Raw genomic sequence first — 16,992 nt, 5'->3', positions numbered from 1 at the left:
GGAATCTACTATTGGCAGAGAACACGCAGAACGCTGTTGTCTTGTGGTTCCGCAAGGATTTGCGGCTCGACGACAATCATGCCCTGCATGAGGCCTGCCGATCAGGTCGGCCCATCATCCCCCTTTATATCTCGGAGCCCGATGGACATGGCACCGGTCCACTCGGCGCCGCGCAGAGCTGGTGGCTGCACCATTCGCTGACCGCGTTGCAGAGCTCACTCAGGAGCCTCGGCAGCGACCTTGTCTTCAGAACGGGCGATGCATTTTCGGTGCTCAAGGGGCTCGTCGGCGAGACAGGAGTCGACACGGTCCTTTGGAACCGACGCTACGATCCGGTCGGTATCCCGATCGACCATCGCATCAAGGACGAACTGTCGAAGCTGGGGTTGAACATCAGCAGCTTTGCTGGCCAGCTGCTTCACGAGCCGACCAGACTTCTTACCGGCGCCCGGACACCGTTTCGGGTCTACACGCCTTTCTGGCGGGCATTGGAAAATTCGGGCGAGCCCCCGGAACCATTGAAAGCACCGCTCAAGATTACCTCACCGGTGTCCTGGCCGAAATCGGAAGAGCTTTCCCAATGGAAGCTTCTGCCCACGAAGCCGGACTGGGCGAAATCGTTCAATGAAATCTGGACGCCCGGCGAGACCGCTGCTCTGCTGCGGCTGGAGGACTTTATCGACCGAGCGCTGGACGGCTACAAGGAAGGCCGGGATTTTCCATCAAAGCCCGCGACCTCGATGCTGTCTCCGCATCTGGCGCTCGGCGAAATCTCCCCTGCCCGCATCTGGCATGCGACACGCGGCCTCTCGCACACGATACCGAGAGACGATGTCATTCACTTTCGCAAGGAGCTCGTCTGGCGGGAGTTCTCATACCACCTGCTCTTTCACTTCCCCGGCTTGCCCTACGCCAACTGGAACAGCCGCTTCAATGGCTTCCCGTGGCGCACTGATTGCACACTCTTTGCCAGTTGGACGCGTGGGCAGACTGGATATCCGATCGTTGACGCAGGCATGCGCCAATTGTGGAAGCACGGCTGGATGCACAATCGCGTCCGCATGATCGTTGCCTCGTTCCTGATCAAGGATTTGCTGATCGACTGGCGACGCGGCGAAGCCTGGTTCCGCGATACGCTCGTCGATGCCGATCCCGCCAGCAATGCCGCAAGCTGGCAATGGGTGGCAGGTTCCGGCGCAGACGCCTCGCCGTTTTTCCGCATCTTCAATCCGGTGCTGCAGGGCGAGAAATTTGATCCTGAAGGCCGCTATGTCAGGGAATTCGTGCCGGAGCTTGCTGACCTCGGCGACAGATATATCCACCGGCCTTTCGACGCGCCGGAGAAGGTCCTGAGAGAAGCCGGTGTCATTCTTGGCGATACCTATCCCCAGCCGATTGTCGACCACGCCAAGGCGCGCAGTCGCGCGCTGCAGGCCTACAGTGCCACAAAGGACGCCGCATGAACGCCTTCGTTCCCAATCCAGCGATCGGCAGGCAGCCTCGCATGAAGATCGCGATCATCGGTTCGGGCATATCAGGCGCATCGGCGGCCTGGGCGCTCAATCCCGTGCACGACGTGACACTCTACGAAAAGAATGCCGTCCCCGGCGGGCATACCGCCACTGTCGACATCGATTATGATGGGACGCCGATCGCGGTCGACACGGGCTTCATCGTCTACAACGAACAGAATTATCCGAACCTCACAGCGCTGTTCGCCGAACTCGGCGTCGACACGCACCCAAGCGACATGAGCTTTGCATTGTCGCTCGATCGAGGCAGGCTCGAGTGGAGCGGCGACAATCTGTCGACATTGTTTGCGCAGAAGCGAAACCTGTTGCGCCCTTCCTTCCTCTGGATGGTCCGCGAGATCCTGCGTTTCAACAAGACCTGCCTCACCGACCGTGCTGCGGGTCACCTTACTTCGCGCTCGATCGGCGACTATCTCGATTGGCGCAGTTTCTCGCCCGGATTCACGAACAACTATCTCGTGCCGATGGCCGCCGCCATCTGGTCGACGCCGGCGGGCAAGATGCTGGAATTTCCGGCGGAGCATTTCGTCAACTTCTTCGACAATCACCGACTGATCTACACAAAACAGCATCAGTGGCGAACCGTCACCGGTGGCAGCCGCAACTATCTCGAAAAGCTGTTGTCACCACTCCGGGACAGGCTGAAGCCTTCGTGCGATGTTCGTGCCGTTCGGCGGTGCGAGGGTCATGTGCTGGTCACGGACGAGCATGGCTGCGAAGCGGCGTTTGACAAGGTGATCTTCGCTGCGCACAGCGATCAAACCGCTCGGATGCTGAAGGATGCAACGAACGAGGAGAGACGACTGCTCGGCGCGGTACCCTTCAACCCCAATCGGGTCGTGCTGCACCGGGACCTCAACCTGATGCCGAAGCGGCAGAAGGTTTGGGCATCCTGGAATTATCTTCGCTCAAGCGGCGACGACGGCAGGAGCGGTTGCGCGGTCAGCTACTGGATGAACCGCCTGCAGGGTATCAGCAACGAGTTTCCGCTGTTCGTGACGCTCAATCCGGATCGCGAGCCGGATCCCGCCAAGGTCTTCGGCGAATTCTCCTACGACCATCCGCAGTTCGACACGGAAGGAATGGCGGCGCAAGGACGACTGGCTGCGATCCAGGGACGCGATCGCTGCTACTTTGCAGGCGCATGGACAAGGTATGGTTTTCACGAGGACGGTTTGGTCTCTGGTCTGGCTGCCGCCGAAGCGCTTGGCGGCATCATCCCTTGGCGCCGGTGGGCCACGCCGGTCATTCATCGCGCGCGGGAACTGGAGGCATTCGCATGACCGCCTTCGCAAAACGGTTCGGTGCCGACATGAAGAAGAACGGTCCAGCGCCGGAAGCCGCAGCTTGCCTTTACGTCGGCGAGGTCATGCACCAGCGCATCAAGCCGTTCGGCCACCGTTTCCAGTACAAGGTTTTCTCGCTGCTGATCGATCTGGACCGATTGAGCGAGGCCGGCCGGCTTTCCCGCCTGTTTTCGGTCAATCGCGCTAATCTCGTGGCGTTTTACGAGAAGGACCATGCGGGTGCCGAAGGCGCGTCCCTCAGGTCCTATGTCGATAAGCTGCTTGCGAATGTGGGCATTGCGGTGCCCGCGGCGCGCGTCCTGCTGGTCTGCTATCCCCGTATTCTCGGATACGTGTTCAATCCGATCTCGATCTATCACGCCTATGACAGCGATAGCAGGTTGATCGCGATGATCTACGAGGTTCGAAATACGTTCGGCGAGAGGCACAGCTATGTCTGCCCCGTCACCGACGGCGAGATGACGCCAAGTGGTTTGCGGCAGACCTGCAGCAAGCTTTTCCACGTTTCGCCGTTTATTCCAATGGGCATGCGCTATCAGTTTCGGATGCTTCCACCAGGGCATGAAATTCGCTGGCGCATACTGGAAACCGACGCGGAGGGGCCATTGCTCGCGGCGACGTTCACCGGGCGGCGGCAAGCTATGTCGTCCCGGAACCTTGCCGGGTTGACACTGCGCATTCCGCTACTGACCTTCAAGATCGTCGCTGGCATACATTGGGAAGCGCTGAGACTGTGGGTCAAGGGAGCAAGATATATTCGCCGGCCTGCAGCTGCGGCTCCCGTCAGCGACAAGGCGGAGCCCGTTATTGTCGAAGCCGCTGAATAACGCTAGGCTCGGGTAGACGACGCCGGGGCCTGCATATTTGAACTTTTGACCGACCTGTTACTGGCACTATCCCTGTTGCTGGAGGAGTATCCATGACCAACGCGCAAGATTGGAATATTTTTGCCCAAGGCGCAGAGACGCTCTCTGCGGAAAACATCTCGCGCGCCGTCAAAGGTCTTCCCTTCAAGGCGCGAATGGCCTTAAGGGGCCTACTCCAAATGCAGCATGGATCGCTCGCCATAAAGCTTCCCGACGGTCGCAAGCTTCTCGTCAAGGGCAAGGCACAGGGACCGAACGCTGCCGTGTCGCTGCGCAACTGGAACCTCGCCCACCGCGCGTTGATGAGCGGCACGATCGGGGTGGCAGAAACATATATGGACGGCGATTGGGACAGCCCCGATATCGTCTCGTTCCTGCAATTGTTCCTCCTCAACGGGGAGGCAGCCGACCAATACGCCAACGGCACGGGCGGCATCGTCCGCTTCGTCGAGCGCATCCGCCACTGGATGCGCGCCAATACGAAATCAGGATCGAAGCGCAATATCTCGGCGCATTACGATCTCGGCAATGACTTCTACAAGGAATGGCTCGATCCGAGCATGACCTATTCATCTGCGCTTTATTCGAACGGAGCGAACGACCTCGCATCTGCACAGAACGCCAAATACCGGGCGCTCGCGGAAGCGACCGGCATCAAGCCGGGCGACCATGTTCTGGAGATCGGCTGCGGCTGGGGAGGTTTTGCGGAATTTGCGGCAAGCGAGATCGGTTGCAGGGTCACCGGTCTGACGATCAGCCGCGAACAGCTCGCCTTCGCGCAGGAGCGCATCAGGAAGGCCGGTTTGAGCGATCGCGTTGACTTTCGCTTCCAGGACTATCGCGACGAGACTGGGCTTTACGATCGGATCATCTCGATCGAGATGTTCGAGGCTGTCGGTGAAAAATACTGGCCTGCCTATTTCTCGAAGCTGAAGCAATGCCTGAAACCCGGCGGCAAGGCCGGCCTGCAGATCATCACCATTAAACCTGAAGCCTTCGACCAGTATAAGGCCAATCCGGACTTCATCCAGAAATACGTATTTCCGGGCGGCATGCTGCCGACGCGCAATCATCTGGCAGAACTCAGCCGCAGGGTCGATTTGTCACTGGTCAAGGACTTCGGCTTCGGGCTCGACTATGCGCGGACGCTTGCGGATTGGCGCGGGCGGTTCTGGTCGGTGTGGGAGCGCATCAGGCCGATGGGTTTCGACGATCGTTTCAAGCGGCTTTGGGAATTCTACCTGTTCTACTGCGAGGCTGGGTTTCGCGCTCGCAACATCGACGTCCGCCAGGTAGTCTTCGCCAAATCCTGAGCTGAGGGATCCGCAGGGAACCACGTTTTGGTATCGATGGTTGCCAGCGCCTATTCAGCCGGATGCGGAGCCGGCTGATGGGATACCTTCGGCTTCTCGCCCCAGCCGGTGAAGCGGTTGATCGCCTTGAAATAGAGCCCATATGGCAACAATTGCAGGAGCTTGAGCTTGTAGGTGAAGCTCTTGGGGAAGTTGATCTCGAAGGCCAGTGATTTCAAGCCTGCGGCGATCTCGTCTGCGGCTACCTCAGGGGAAATCAGATTAGGCATCGGGAACTGATTTTGCCGCGTGGCCTCCGTGTCGACGAAGCCGGGATTGACGATCTGGATGCGGATACCGAGCTTGTCGAAATCGAACTTCAGGCTCTCGGCCATATTGATCAAAGCCGCCTTGGTTGCGCCGTAGGCAGCGCTTGTCGGCAAGCCTCCATAACCGGTGACAGAGGAAACAATGGCGATTTGTCCCTGCCCTTTCAGCTTCATGTGGCGAACGGCTGGTATCAGACAGTTGACCACGCCGGAAAGGTTGACCGCGAAACTTTGGTTAAAATCCTCATGTTTCAGATGCGCGCCGTCCACCGGAAGATAGACGCCGGCGTTAAGAACAGCCATCGCAAGATTACCGTGCTGGTATTCGATGGCGGCGACCGTGTGTTCCATGTCCTCTGCATTGGTCACATCGCCGTCGAGCACGATAATGCTCCCGCTCAAACCGTGGGCTTCCGTCTGAAGTTCGAGCAGTTTTTCGTGGTTGCGGGCGGTAACGGCAACCTTGTAGCCCTCGCCCGCAAGCTTCAGTGCCAACGCTCGACCGATGCCGGAGCTGGCACCGGATATCCAGACTATTCCATGTTCTGGGCGGGCAACGAAGTCGCGCATAGCTTGCTCCTCGGTTTGTTCGACAAAATAGCAAGAGATGCCAGGAAGTTCTTTCCGGCTTTATTTCCCAGCGAAATATCACGTGAATGTGGCTGCTTTCAGCCGATAAGGTCGCCAATGAGCTGCGTGAGCGAGCCGGTCAGCTTGATGGGCGCGTCGGTTACAGCAAACGCGATACACGGCCCGTCCTTTTCGACGATCGGACGATGGTCGAGGCTGTCGTCAGCAATGGATATATCGCCGGGGCCGAAACGACCGCGAATGTCGGTATAGGCACCGTCGATCACAAGCGTCAGTTCGACGCCACGATGCGTGTGGGCGGGAAGAGCGCGACCGGCGCGAATCCACATCAGGCTGACTTCACAGCCGTCGATGTCGCCGAGCGAATATTCCTTCAATCCGGGCAACTTCGTCCGCCAGGGAACGTCGGCTACGTCGAAACCGAGAAAATCCCGGACCGCCTTCGGCAGAACAGCACCTTTCGCTTCCTCGCTTAGCTGCGGTAGATCCGGCAAAGGCGATGGAGAGCCGAAGATGGCAGACAACCTTCCCGCCCGGTCGGATATCGCCGAGGGGGAAACCAGTTCGAGCGCCGCGCCGGCCAGCCGGTCCAGATCGTGCACCATCAGGCGGTTGTCAGGTTTCATCTCCAGATGGGCAGCGACGAGTACTCGCGCGGGCTCTGGAAGCGAGCCTGCAACGTAATGCGCCATCAATGCGTCAACAGTGTCGATTTGCTCGCGTACCATATCTATGCCGGTCAAGCCTGCTCACACGCTCCGTCCCTGTCTTTGTCCTCCATACGGGGAAAGTCAATCGCCGGATCACTCAGGCGTCGGTAGCCCCGGCCGAGATATTTCCATCACAAAATGAATTTTACCGTCCCGGTTCGCGCCGGAGAACAGAATTTCTTGTCATTCCTGGCTTGTGAAGGGAAAAAGCGGTTCTTACACTAGGGTTCAACAGAAGGCAGATTCCATGAGCGTTCACCCAACTGTCCTCGAAGCGATCGGCAACACGCCGTTGATCAAGCTCAAGGGTGCCTCCGAGGCAACGGGCTCGACCATTCTCGGCAAGGCTGAGTTCCTCAATCCGGGACAGTCAGTCAAGGATCGTGCCGCGCTCTACATTATCCGCGATGCCGAAAGGAAGGGACTGCTGCGTCCCGGCGGCGTGATCGTCGAGGGTACGGCCGGCAATACCGGAATCGGCCTGACGTTGGTTGCGAAGGCCCTCGGCTATCGCACCGTCATCGTCATTCCCGAGACGCAGAGCCAGGAAAAGAAGGACGCGTTGAAGCTTCTCGGCGCCGAACTCGTCGAAGTTCCCGCCGCGCCCTACAAGAACCCGAACAACTACGTGAAAGTCTCCGGGCGCCTCGCCGCGCAGCTTGCCAAGACGGACCCGAACGGAGCGATCTGGGCGAATCAGTTCGACAACGTCGCCAACCGCCAGGCTCATATCGAGACGACCGCGAAGGAGATCTGGCGCGATACCGACGGCAAGGTCGATGGCTTCATATGTTCCGTTGGTTCCGGCGGCACGTTGGCCGGCACCGCAATGGGTCTCCATGCCTTCAACAAGGACATAAATATCGGCATCGCCGATCCCGAAGGCGCGGCTCTTTATGAATTCTACAAGAACGGCGAGCTGAAATCGTCCGGCTCGTCGATCACCGAAGGCATCGGCCAAGGGCGGATTACCGCGAACCTCGAAGGATTCACGCCCGATTATTCCTACCAGATCAGCGATGCCGAAGCGCTTCCCTACGTCTTCGACCTCGTCGAGCACGAGGGTCTTTGCCTTGGCGGCTCGACCGGCATCAATATTGCCGGTGCCGTTCGCCTTGCCAACGACCTTGGCCCCGGCCACACGATCGTGACCATCCTTTGCGACTACGGCAACCGGTATCAATCCAAGCTCTTCAATCCGGACTTCCTGAAGTCCAAGGGCCTGCCGGTTCCGGCATGGCTTGTCGGGAACTCCGACATTTCCGTTCCCTATGAAAGCATTGCGTGACCGCCCATGCCGGTGAATGCCCTTTATCGTGACGATTTCTATCTCTCGACGGCGGAAGCCACGGTCACCGCCGTCCACGATGATGGGGGCATCGAACTGGACCAGACGTGCTTCTATGCCACGTCAGGCGGACAGCCGGGCGATACCGGCTTCCTGGAGCATTCCGATGGTTCGAAGATTGCACTCGGGCAGACGAAGCACGGGGCTACGAAGGACATTGTCGTTCACCTGCCGCTTGAAGGCGAGCAGCAGCCCTCGGTCGGCGAAAAGCTCGTGCTGCACATCGACTGGGTGCGACGTTACAAACTGATGCGGATGCATACCGCCTGCCATCTGCTCTCGGTGGTCTGCCCCTATCCGATCACCGGCGCCGCTGTCAGCGAGGATGACAGTCGTGTCGATTTCGACATGACCGAGACGATCGACAAGGACGAGGTGACGGCAAAGCTGATGGCGCTGGTCAACGAAAACCATCCAGTCTACCTGCAATGGATCACCGACGAGGAGCTTGCCGCGAATCCGGGGCTGGTCAAATCGAAGAATGTGCGCCCGCCGGTCGGGCTCGGCCGCGTCAGCCTCGTCTGCATCGGCGAAAACTCCGCCGTTGACAGCCAGCCCTGCGGCGGCACACATGTGTCCGAGACCCAGGAAGTCGGTTCTATCTACATTGCCAAGATCGAAAAGAAGGGCAAGGAGAACCGCCGGTTTCGTATCCGCTTTGGAACGCCCGGTGACGAAGCCTGATTGAGGACGGAGAGAACATCATGACCGCGGACAAGAGCCGTTTCATCGTATCGGCCGATTGGCTGCAACAGGAGTTGGGCGCGGCGGACCTTAGGGTTGTCGACGCCTCCTTCTATCTACCGGCGCAAAAGCGCGATGCCGATGCCGAATATGCCGCTGGCCATATCCCCGGCGCCGTCCGCTTCAATCACGACAGGATTTCCGACCACTCGAGCAATCTGCCGCATATGGTCCCCTCGCCCGAATTCTTTGCCGAGGAAGTCGGCAGGCTCGGAATTAGCGAAAGCGACCGGATCGTCGTTTACGATGGCCCCGGAATCTTTTCCGCGCCGCGTATCTGGTGGCTGTTCAGGGTGATGGGTGCGGAGAATGTCAAGGTGCTCGACGGCGGCATAGACGGCTGGAAGGCAGAGGGACGCCCGGTTGAGACCGGCGCAGCCGACCCTTCACCTGCTGTCTTCAAGCCGCACTTCGATGCGAAACGCGTCGTCGCTTTCGAAAACATGCGTGACATCGTCTCGAGCGGTGCGATGCAGATTGCCGATGCCCGAAGTGCCGGCCGTTTTGCCGCCGCAGAACCGGAGCCACGCGAGGGCATGCGGTCGGGCCACATGCCCGGCGCAAGAAGCCTGCCGTCGGGCGTGTTTTCAACGAATGGCAAGTTCAAGTCGCTGTCCGAGCTCAAGCAGACGATCGAGACCGCCGGTATCGATCTCGACAAGCCTGTCGTCACCACATGCGGCTCAGGGATTACAGCCGCCATCATCACGCTGGCGCTCGAATCACTCGGGCATACCGACAACAGGCTTTACGACGGCTCGTGGTCCGAATGGGGCAGTCGCGCCGATACGCCTGTCGCAACGGGTAAAGATTGAGCCCATGGCCCTGAAACCATCCACATCGCTCAAGGTGCAGATCACCCGACTGGAAATGACCGCGCCGCCGAAGACGAGCCTCAACATTCCCGTCAACATCCAGGCGGCAATCATGCGGGCGCCGAAAATTCCCTTGCCATTTTATCGCTATCTCTACCGCCAGGTCGGCGCGCGCTGGCAATGGGTCGAGCGCCTGCGCATGAGCGACGAGAAGCTCGCCGCCATTCTCCACGACGAGCGTACCGACATCAGCGTTCTCTACGTCAACGGCGCGCCGGCCGGTTTCTTCGAATATTTCCGCGAGGACGAGGATACGATCGAGCTCACTCATTTCGGCCTGATCGAGCATGCGCTCGGGCTAGGCATCGGCAAATGGTTCCTGTTGCAGGCGCTTTACGCACTCTGGGTGCTCAATCCGACGCGCGTCGTCACGACGACCAACACGCTGGATCATCCAAGGGCCCTGCAGCTCTATCAGATGTTCGGGTTTTCGCCCGTGTCCACGGGCCACGGCATCGTTCGACCGCTGAGCGACAAGGAATTGCTGGAAATAGCGAAGCGGAGCTGAGCCAGCGCGCAGGAATCGGGTGGATCGAAGCTCGGAAACGCGGCATTTCATGACATGCTCAAAGGAGACTTGTCATGTCGAACATCAGTTTCACAGCCATGCCCACTGCAGATGCCGAGGCTCTCTGGAACGGCGATGCCGATTCCTACGGCCACCTTCCGGAGACAATGATCTCCGACGGGCCAGGCCATCCCTGCCGCCATTGCCTCGCGAATATTGATGCGGGCGAACCGCTGCTGGTCTTTGCCTATCGCCCGTTTCCCGATCTCCAGCCCTATGCCGAGACCGGGCCGATCTTCCTGCACAAGACGCCGTGCCAACGCTACGCCGCCGAGGAGATCATGCCGCCTGTGATTGCCGGCGGCAAAGATTTCATCGTCCGGGGATATAGCGACAACAACCGCATCGTCTATGGGACAGGCGCCGTGACGCCCACTGCCGATATTCCTGCCTATGCGGAGGAGCTTTTGAACCGGGAGGGCATCGCCTATGTCCACGTTCGCTCAGCGCGCAACAATTGCTACCAATGCAGAATCGACAAGGCCTGATCAACGAAAAGGCCGACCGCAGGAAATGCGGCCGGCCTTCGTCAGGTAGCGCGATGGGAATTACGCTACGTTGAGTATCTTTTCGGCGGCGACGACTTCGTAGCCGAGGGCTTCAGCTACGGCCTTGTTGGTGACGCGGCCCTTGTGGACGTTGAGGCCGTTTCGAAGATGCTTGTCCTCGGCGATTGCCCGCAAGCCGCGATCTGCGAGCGCCAGCCCATGCTGGAGTGTCGCATTGTTGAGGGCGTGCGCCGACGTGACAGGTACGGCACCCGGCATGTTGGCAACGCAATAGTGCACGACACCATCGACCTCGTAGGTCGGGTCGGAATGGGTGGTCGCATGCGAAGTCTCGAAGCAGCCGCCCTGATCGATTGCAACGTCGACGATGACGGCGCCCTTCTTCATGCCGGTCAGCATCTCGCGGGTAACGAGTTTCGGCGCGGCCGCACCGGGGATGAGGACCGCGCCGATAACCAGATCGGCTGCAAAGACCTCGTCTTCCAAAGCCTGGATGCTGGAATAGCGCGTGTGGACCCGACCGTTGAAGATATCGTCCAGCTGGCGCAGACGCGGCAGCGACCGGTCGAGAATGCTGACGTCGGCACCGAGACCAGCGGCCATCTTAGCAGCATGCAAGCCGACGACACCGCCGCCAATAATCGCGACTTTGGCTGGCAGTACGCCCGGTACGCCCCCGAGGAGTATCCCGAGGCCGCCGTTTGCCTTCTGCAGCGCCGTCGCACCAGCCTGGATCGACAGACGGCCGGCAACTTCGGACATGGGCGCCAGCAGCGGCAGACCGCCGCGCTCGTCGGTGACCGTTTCGTAGGCTATAGCCGTGACGCCTGATGCAAGCAGGCCTTTTGTCTGCTCCGGATCGGGCGCGAGATGCAGGTATGTATAGAGGATCTGACCCTCGCGCAGTTGCGCCCATTCGGAGGGCTGTGGCTCCTTGACCTTCACGATCATGTCGCACTTCTCAAAGATGTCCTTGGCCGAAGCGGCGATCTTTGCTCCAGCGGCGGCATAGGCATGGTCATCTGCGCCGATGCCGGCACCCGCCTTCGTCTCCACCCAGACCTCGTGGCCATGGGCGACATATTCGCGAACCGCTGCGGGCGTGAGGCCGACGCGGTATTCGTGGTTCTTGATTTCCTTGGGGCAACCGACGCGCATACTCAATTCCTCTCTCAGACCGTCCGCTTCGCGGATCATAGTTGAGGATTGAACCATTCCCTCTCTGCAATGTCCTTGCAAAGAAGAATTGCGGACTGCCATTTATTCGAAGATAATTGCGTCCAGCAACAAATCTTCGAAGGATATTCGAATGTCGGACCTGGATGCCATAGATCGTGCGATTCTGCGGGCGCTTCAGCAGAATGCGCGGATTACCAATGCGGACCTTGCCGTCAAGGTCGGATTGTCGCCCTCCGCCTGCTCGCGGCGGCTGGACATCCTGGAAAAGGACGGCACCATCGGCGGCTACCATGCACGGCTGTCGCACAAGGCGCTGGACTACAAGATGATTGCCATCGTGCACATCTCGCTTTCCGGCCAGTTCGCAAAAACGCTGTCGGAATTCGAGATCGCGGTGAAGCGGTGTCCGAACGTGCTCGTGTGCTACCTGATGTCAGGCGAATACGACTACATCCTGCGCGTAGCCGCCCGCGACCTGGAGGACTATGAGCGCATCCATCGCGACTGGCTGTCAGCACTGCCACATGTGGTGAAGATCAATTCGAGCTTTGCACTACGCGAGATCATCGACCGGCCAAATGTCGGGCTCTGACGGTTCGCATCGATTTCCTATCGCATCTCCAGGTGCAGGGCGCGATGGTCGGAAACTTCCGGTTCCTCGACGACCTCGAATTTGGCGATCTCCACGTCCGGCGTCACCAGCATGTAGTCGGCGAAACGGCCTTCCTTCCGATAGAACGACGTTCTGGTGTCGGTATAGCCCAGCGACGTCACGAGGTCCGTCAATCCGAGCCTGCCCAATGCCTCGAACGTCACGCTATCCGGCAGGACATTGAAATCGCCGCAAACGATCAGCCTCTCGCCCTTCCGCCAGACCCGCCCGATCAGCTCAACCAGTTTGTTCGCCTGCTCGATACGCGCTGGAGTATCTCCCTTGCCTGCAAGGTCCCTGAGGCCGTGTAACTGGACAATGGTGACGGGAAATCCAAGTTCGTAGTCGAAGATGCGAACGCCGTGCGCGTTTCGTGACCGCGGGTGCTCGCCCCAGCCGTCTGCTGCAAATGCGCCATGCACGAAGTCCATCGACTGGCCGATGACCGGATGCGATTTGCGCACAAACGTCGCCAAGCCGAACTCGGAGGCAATCAGCCTGTCACCATCGAACAGATCGCCCCTTGCCGCCGGAAAGAAAAAGGCGTTGTGGTCGGGCAGAGCCGCGCTGACCTCCTGAAGGAGATTGGCTCGTTGGGGCAGTTCGAGGCCGGGTTCGCGATACACCAACCATTCGGACGGCGCCGAGGCAGTGCGCGAAACCTCTTGCAGGCATAGGATGTCAGGATCTGCATCGGCGATATATCGCATCAGCGGGGCATGAAGCCTGCCGCCCCACGCATTCAGCGAAACGATGCCCAACGTCATTCCCAACTGCCCCAAGCGGTGATCGAAAGGATATCTATCAGATTCTCGGTTGATCTAAATATCGCCGTGGCAAGATCACGGCCGTGAAAGTCGAGATACGCCGCCCGTTGTTGGTAGCGCCGCCAGTAAAAGCAACTTTAACGGAAACTACAGCAATTGATCGGAGACTATAAAAGGAAATCAACATCTACGTTGTATGGTTACAGTGATATTCGGATATGTGGGGGGCGTCGATGCAAAACAATCTCGGCATGAAAGTCCGTACTGCGGTGCGGCGGCGCTGCCGTATCTTCGGAAAAGTGAGATACCTCAACCACGAGACCAACAGCCGCGTTGTCGATCTTTCGGCGACCGGAATCGCACTCGATCTTGCGGGCCCTTTTTACGGCGCCGCCGGCAGCAAGGTGCGGATTGATTGCGAGGATCTCGGGTCGTTGGAAGGAACCGTAAAATGGCTCCGCGACGGTCGTATCGGGGTCGAATTCAACCGCAACTCCAATGCCTCGGCGCAGGTGAACTCCTATTTCCGCTTCTTCCACAAAGAGGTGAAGCCTGTTCTGAAGCGTTGAGCGACGACTGTTCGATATCGGCGTTGCCGCCGCAATATCCTTGTCACTTAAGTGGTGCACTCCTTGGCAAATCATCCTAGTCTCCGCCTTCGCCGGGGTAGATGATCGTTCAAGGAGTATTTCATGTCGTCCTTTCTGGAATTGCCTCCAATATCCCGCCGCTCGCTTCTCAGCGGGCTTGGTGCGACCGCAGCCTTGGTCCTGCTGCATCCGTTTTCAGCGCGGGCAGCGGGCAATCAGGCCCATCTCCGGCTGATGGAAACGACCGATATACATGTCAACGTCTTCCCCTATGACTACTACGCCGACAAGCCGAATGACACGATGGGCCTGTCGCGCACCGGCACGATCATCGATAGCATCCGCGCCGAGGCCACCAATTCGCTTTTGATCGACAATGGCGACGTGCTGCAGGGAAATCCGATGGGCGACTACATGGCCTATCAGCACGGCATGAAGGACGGCGACGTCCATCCCGTCATCAAGGCGATGAATACGCTCGGCTATGAGGTCGGCACGCTCGGCAATCATGAATTCAACTATGGCCTCGACTTCATGTTCAAGGTGCTCGCCGGAGCCAACTTCCCCTTCGTCTGCGCCAACCTGACCAAAGGCCAGCTTGCCGCCGATCCGAAGGATGACGAACTGTTCTTCAAACCCTACCTGATCCTCGAAAAGACTATCAAGGATGGTTCAGGCAAGAGCACGCCGATCAAGATCGGCTTCATCGGCTTTGTGCCGCCGCAGATCATGCTCTGGGATATCAAGAACCTCGAGGGCAAGGCCCAAACCCGCGACATCGTCGAGGCCGCGAAGGCCTGGGTGCCTGTCATGAAGGAAGAAGGCGCCGACATCATCATCGCACTGTCGCACTCCGGCATCGACGGCAGCGGCCCATCGGACAAGATGGAGAATGCCTCGCTCTACGTGGCTGGGGTCGACGGCATAGACGCGATCTTCACCGGCCATCAGCATCTGGTTTTCCCCGGTCCGAAGAGCTGGGACGGAATCAAAAATGCGGATCCGGTCAAGGGTACGCTGCAAGGCAAGCCGGCTGTCATGGCGGGCTTCTGGGGGTCGCATCTCGGCCTCATCGATCTCTTGCTCGAAAAGGACGGAAACAGCTGGAAGATCGTCGACTTCACCTCCGAGGCGCGTCCGATCTATCATCGCGACGACAAGAAGAAAGTGATCGCCGATGTCCGCGACAAGAAGGAGATCGTCGCAGCAGCCACGACGGAGCACGAGGCGACCCTTGCCTATGTTCGCACCCCGGTCGGCAAGACTTCCGCACCGCTCTATTCCTACTTCGCGCTCGTTGCCGACGATCCGTCGGTGCAGATCGTCAGTCAGGCGCAGAGTTGGTACATCAAGGAGATGCTGAAGGAGACGAAGTACAAGGACCTGCCCGTTCTCTCGGCTGCAGCTCCCTTCAAATGCGGCGGTCGCAACGGCGCCGATTATTATACCGATGTACCGGCCGGCGATATCGCCATCAAGAACGTCGCCGACCTCTACCTCTATCCGAACACGGTGCAGGCGGTCGTTATCAACGGCGCGCAGGTGAAGAACTGGCTGGAAATGTCGGCTGCGATGTTCAACCAGGTACAGCCCGGCGCCAAGGATGCGGATTTGCTGAACGCCTCGTTCCCGTCCTTCAATTTCGACGTCATCGATGGTGTGACCTATCAGATCGACCTGTCGCAGCCGCGTCGCTTCGACGACACCGGCAAGATCGCCAATGCCGATGCCCACCGCATCCAGAACTTGCAGTTCGACGGAAAACCCATTGACGACACTCAGAAGTTCGTTGTCGTCAGCAATAACTATCGCGCCGGCGGCGGCGGCAATTTCCCCGAGATCGCAGCGGACAAGGTCGTCTACGTGGCGCCGGATACCAACCGCGACGTCATCGTGCGGTATGTCCACGATCAAGGCACGATCAACCCGACGGCGGACGGCAACTGGACGTTCAAGCCGATGCCCGGCACGACCGTTCTCTTCGAAAGCGCACCCAAGGCCAAGGACTTCCTTAGCGAGGTCAAGACCGTGAAGATCGAGGATGCCGGCGAAGGCACCGAGGGCTTCCACAAGTTCCGCCTGGTGCTTTAGGCACACGAGAAGACCTTCTCCCCGCTGGGGAGGAGGTCAATCATTCGGCCGCGATCGCGTCATCTAACTGGTTCAGCGGCAATAGCGCCTTGAAGTCCTCGTGGCTTGGGCAGCGGCTCAGGCTGGAACGAAATGCTTCGATCATCCAAGTCGCGGCAGGGCCTGGCGGATTGGAGATCTTCCTGATCGCATAGATTGGATACAGGCCCTGCTCGTACGCTTCGAGATCGAGGTGAACGAGTTGGCCTCTTTGCAGGTCGTCAAAGATCAGCGCCGCGGGCAACCCACCCCAGCCAAGGCCACCCCGGATGAGATTGTGCTTGGTGGCGATGTCGCTGACGCGCCAGGTCTTGTAAGACAGAACATTGAAATCCCGCCCCTTCGTGCGCTCGGACGCATCGGTCACGACAAGCTGCACTTCTTCGCGAACGTCGGCGAGCGTCAATGGTCTCTTCAGCTTAACGAGCGGATGATTCGGTGAGGCCACCGGCATCATGAAAGAATGGCCGATCCGATCCGTCACCAACGAATCGGAGTTCTGTATGATCGCGCCGCCGATGCCGATCGTCGAGGTGCCATTGGCGACCAGATCCATGACCATGCCGAGCTCGCCGACATTCAACCGCATGGAGACCGACGGAAAGCACTCGCGGAATTCGCTGAGAACCTGGACGACGGCGTTGGTTGGAACCATGACGCTGATTGCCACCGAGACCTCGCCTTCGAGGCCGTCCTTCAATCCCTTCACGCGCGCGCGCATGATTTCCAGGTCGGAGACGATGCGTCTGGCATCCTCCAGCATCGCCGTCCCCGCCTCCGTCAGCTTAGGCTGGCGCGAACCGGAGCGTTCGAAAAGCGGTACCTCGAGCTGTGACTCGAGATTGGCGATTGTATAGCTGATGACCGACTGCGCGCGGTTCAGCGTGCGGGAGGCCGCTGAAAAGCTGCCGGATTCGGCGACGGCCAGGAACACCTGCAATTGGTCCAGCGTGGGGTTCGGAAGCATGATCCATCCATTCCATCGATAATTCCGATCCATATT

17 protein-coding genes are annotated in these 16,992 nt (G+C 59.1%); 12 read left to right on the top strand and 5 right to left on the bottom strand.

The window, feature by feature from the left end; all coding sequences use genetic code 11:
• Positions 1–11: 11 nt before the first annotated feature.
• The 4 genes from CPY51_RS20490 (at position 12) to CPY51_RS20475 (ending at position 5,018) form a co-directional block, all read left to right on the top strand.
• A complete protein-coding gene (locus CPY51_RS20490) occupies positions 12–1,463 on the top strand; it encodes a cryptochrome/photolyase family protein (protein WP_111162093.1) in 1,452 nt (483 codons plus the stop codon).
• Positions 1,460–2,815, top strand: coding sequence for an NAD(P)/FAD-dependent oxidoreductase (locus CPY51_RS20485; protein WP_111162092.1), 1,356 nt, complete (start codon positions 1,460–1,462; stop codon positions 2,813–2,815). Before CPY51_RS20490 ends, CPY51_RS20485 begins: the two co-directional genes overlap by 4 nt.
• Positions 2,812–3,666, top strand: a complete 855-nt coding sequence (locus CPY51_RS20480) for a DUF1365 domain-containing protein (RefSeq protein ID WP_244598738.1) — start codon at positions 2,812–2,814, stop codon at positions 3,664–3,666. The genes CPY51_RS20485 and CPY51_RS20480 overlap by 4 nt, the downstream gene beginning before the upstream one ends.
• A 92-nt stretch (positions 3,667–3,758) precedes the next feature.
• Positions 3,759–5,018: an SAM-dependent methyltransferase gene (locus tag CPY51_RS20475; protein WP_111162091.1), complete on the top strand. Its 1,260-nt coding sequence runs from the start codon at positions 3,759–3,761 to the stop codon at positions 5,016–5,018.
• Positions 5,019–5,068: 50 nt separating this feature from the next.
• On the opposite strand, the gene CPY51_RS20470 is transcribed toward CPY51_RS20475, so the two are convergent.
• On the bottom strand, positions 5,069–5,896 hold the full coding sequence (locus tag CPY51_RS20470; RefSeq protein WP_111162090.1) for an SDR family NAD(P)-dependent oxidoreductase: 828 nt from the start codon (positions 5,894–5,896) through the stop codon (positions 5,069–5,071).
• A gap of 98 nt (positions 5,897–5,994) precedes the next feature.
• On the bottom strand, positions 5,995–6,660 hold the full coding sequence (locus CPY51_RS20465; protein WP_195909579.1) for a ChrR family anti-sigma-E factor: 666 nt from the start codon (positions 6,658–6,660) through the stop codon (positions 5,995–5,997).
• A 214-nt stretch (positions 6,661–6,874) separates the two neighbouring features.
• Here CPY51_RS20465 and CPY51_RS20460 point away from each other — a divergent pair, with 214 nt between their 5' ends.
• The 5 genes from CPY51_RS20460 (at position 6,875) to CPY51_RS20440 (ending at position 10,650) form a co-directional block, all read left to right on the top strand.
• A complete protein-coding gene (locus CPY51_RS20460) occupies positions 6,875–7,915 on the top strand; it encodes a cysteine synthase A (RefSeq protein WP_111162088.1) in 1,041 nt (346 codons plus the stop codon).
• 6 nt (positions 7,916–7,921) lie between these two features.
• Complete coding sequence (locus CPY51_RS20455; RefSeq protein ID WP_111162087.1) at positions 7,922–8,659, top strand: alanyl-tRNA editing protein; 738 nt, start codon at positions 7,922–7,924, stop codon at positions 8,657–8,659.
• Between the two features lie 20 nt (positions 8,660–8,679).
• Positions 8,680–9,534 carry a 3-mercaptopyruvate sulfurtransferase gene (sseA, locus tag CPY51_RS20450; RefSeq protein ID WP_111162086.1) on the top strand — a complete coding sequence of 285 codons (855 nt, stop codon included), beginning with the start codon at positions 8,680–8,682 and terminating at the stop codon, positions 9,532–9,534.
• Positions 9,535–9,538: 4 nt separating this feature from the next.
• Positions 9,539–10,102: a GNAT family N-acetyltransferase gene (locus CPY51_RS20445; protein ID WP_111162085.1), complete on the top strand. Its 564-nt coding sequence runs from the start codon at positions 9,539–9,541 to the stop codon at positions 10,100–10,102.
• Positions 10,103–10,176: 74 nt separating this feature from the next.
• Entirely contained in the window at positions 10,177–10,650 is a 474-nt protein-coding gene (locus CPY51_RS20440; protein ID WP_111162084.1) for a DUF1203 domain-containing protein, read from the top strand.
• 60 nt (positions 10,651–10,710) lie between these two features.
• Here the strand turns inward: CPY51_RS20440 and ald are convergent, their stop codons facing one another.
• Positions 10,711–11,829: an alanine dehydrogenase gene (ald, locus tag CPY51_RS20435; protein ID WP_111162083.1), complete on the bottom strand. Its 1,119-nt coding sequence runs from the start codon at positions 11,827–11,829 to the stop codon at positions 10,711–10,713.
• A 151-nt stretch (positions 11,830–11,980) separates the two neighbouring features.
• On the opposite strand from ald, the gene CPY51_RS20430 reads away from it, so the two are divergent.
• Positions 11,981–12,442, top strand: coding sequence for an Lrp/AsnC family transcriptional regulator (locus tag CPY51_RS20430; RefSeq protein WP_111162082.1), 462 nt, complete (start codon positions 11,981–11,983; stop codon positions 12,440–12,442).
• Between the two features lie 17 nt (positions 12,443–12,459).
• On the opposite strand, the gene CPY51_RS20425 is transcribed toward CPY51_RS20430, so the two are convergent.
• Positions 12,460–13,269, bottom strand: a complete 810-nt coding sequence (locus CPY51_RS20425; protein ID WP_195909578.1) for an endonuclease/exonuclease/phosphatase family protein — start codon at positions 13,267–13,269, stop codon at positions 12,460–12,462.
• A 233-nt stretch (positions 13,270–13,502) separates the two neighbouring features.
• Between CPY51_RS20425 and CPY51_RS20420 the strand changes: the two genes are divergently transcribed.
• The gene (locus CPY51_RS20420) at positions 13,503–13,838 is read left to right on the top strand and encodes a PilZ domain-containing protein (RefSeq protein WP_111162081.1); all 336 of its coding nucleotides are present in this window, start codon (positions 13,503–13,505) and stop codon (positions 13,836–13,838) included.
• A 123-nt stretch (positions 13,839–13,961) separates the two neighbouring features.
• Entirely contained in the window at positions 13,962–15,950 is a 1,989-nt protein-coding gene (locus CPY51_RS20415) for a bifunctional 2',3'-cyclic-nucleotide 2'-phosphodiesterase/3'-nucleotidase (RefSeq protein WP_111162080.1), read from the top strand.
• A 40-nt stretch (positions 15,951–15,990) separates the two neighbouring features.
• Here the strand turns inward: CPY51_RS20415 and CPY51_RS20410 are convergent, their stop codons facing one another.
• Positions 15,991–16,956, bottom strand: a complete 966-nt coding sequence (locus CPY51_RS20410) for a LysR family transcriptional regulator (RefSeq protein WP_111162284.1) — start codon at positions 16,954–16,956, stop codon at positions 15,991–15,993.
• Positions 16,957–16,992 lie beyond the last annotated feature (36 nt).

The sequence above is a fragment of the Arminella tubonensis genome (genome assembly GCF_003240585.1).
In the GTDB taxonomy this organism is placed as follows: domain Bacteria; phylum Pseudomonadota; class Alphaproteobacteria; order Rhizobiales; family Rhizobiaceae; genus Rhizobium; species Rhizobium tubonense.
This window is presented reverse-complemented; position numbering and strand designations above follow the sequence as displayed.

Coding starts and splice junctions, on each gene's coding strand:
- CPY51_RS20485 (WP_111162092.1), top strand. CDS start 1,460: ATGAACGCCTTCGTTCCCAATCCAGCGATCGGCAGGCAGCCTCGCATG.
- CPY51_RS20480 (WP_244598738.1), top strand. CDS start 2,812: ATGACCGCCTTCGCAAAACGGTTCGGTGCCGACATGAAGAAGAACGGT.
- CPY51_RS20475 (WP_111162091.1), top strand. CDS start 3,759: ATGACCAACGCGCAAGATTGGAATATTTTTGCCCAAGGCGCAGAGACG.
- CPY51_RS20470 (WP_111162090.1), bottom strand. CDS start 5,896: ATGCGCGACTTCGTTGCCCGCCCAGAACATGGAATAGTCTGGATATCC.
- CPY51_RS20460 (WP_111162088.1), top strand. CDS start 6,875: ATGAGCGTTCACCCAACTGTCCTCGAAGCGATCGGCAACACGCCGTTG.
- CPY51_RS20455 (WP_111162087.1), top strand. CDS start 7,922: ATGCCGGTGAATGCCCTTTATCGTGACGATTTCTATCTCTCGACGGCG.
- sseA (WP_111162086.1), top strand. CDS start 8,680: ATGACCGCGGACAAGAGCCGTTTCATCGTATCGGCCGATTGGCTGCAA.
- CPY51_RS20445 (WP_111162085.1), top strand. CDS start 9,539: ATGGCCCTGAAACCATCCACATCGCTCAAGGTGCAGATCACCCGACTG.
- CPY51_RS20440 (WP_111162084.1), top strand. CDS start 10,177: ATGTCGAACATCAGTTTCACAGCCATGCCCACTGCAGATGCCGAGGCT.
- ald (WP_111162083.1), bottom strand. CDS start 11,829: ATGCGCGTCGGTTGCCCCAAGGAAATCAAGAACCACGAATACCGCGTC.
- CPY51_RS20430 (WP_111162082.1), top strand. CDS start 11,981: ATGTCGGACCTGGATGCCATAGATCGTGCGATTCTGCGGGCGCTTCAG.
- CPY51_RS20425 (WP_195909578.1), bottom strand. CDS start 13,269: ATGACGTTGGGCATCGTTTCGCTGAATGCGTGGGGCGGCAGGCTTCAT.
- CPY51_RS20420 (WP_111162081.1), top strand. CDS start 13,503: ATGCAAAACAATCTCGGCATGAAAGTCCGTACTGCGGTGCGGCGGCGC.
- CPY51_RS20415 (WP_111162080.1), top strand. CDS start 13,962: ATGTCGTCCTTTCTGGAATTGCCTCCAATATCCCGCCGCTCGCTTCTC.
- CPY51_RS20410 (WP_111162284.1), bottom strand. CDS start 16,956: ATGCTTCCGAACCCCACGCTGGACCAATTGCAGGTGTTCCTGGCCGTC.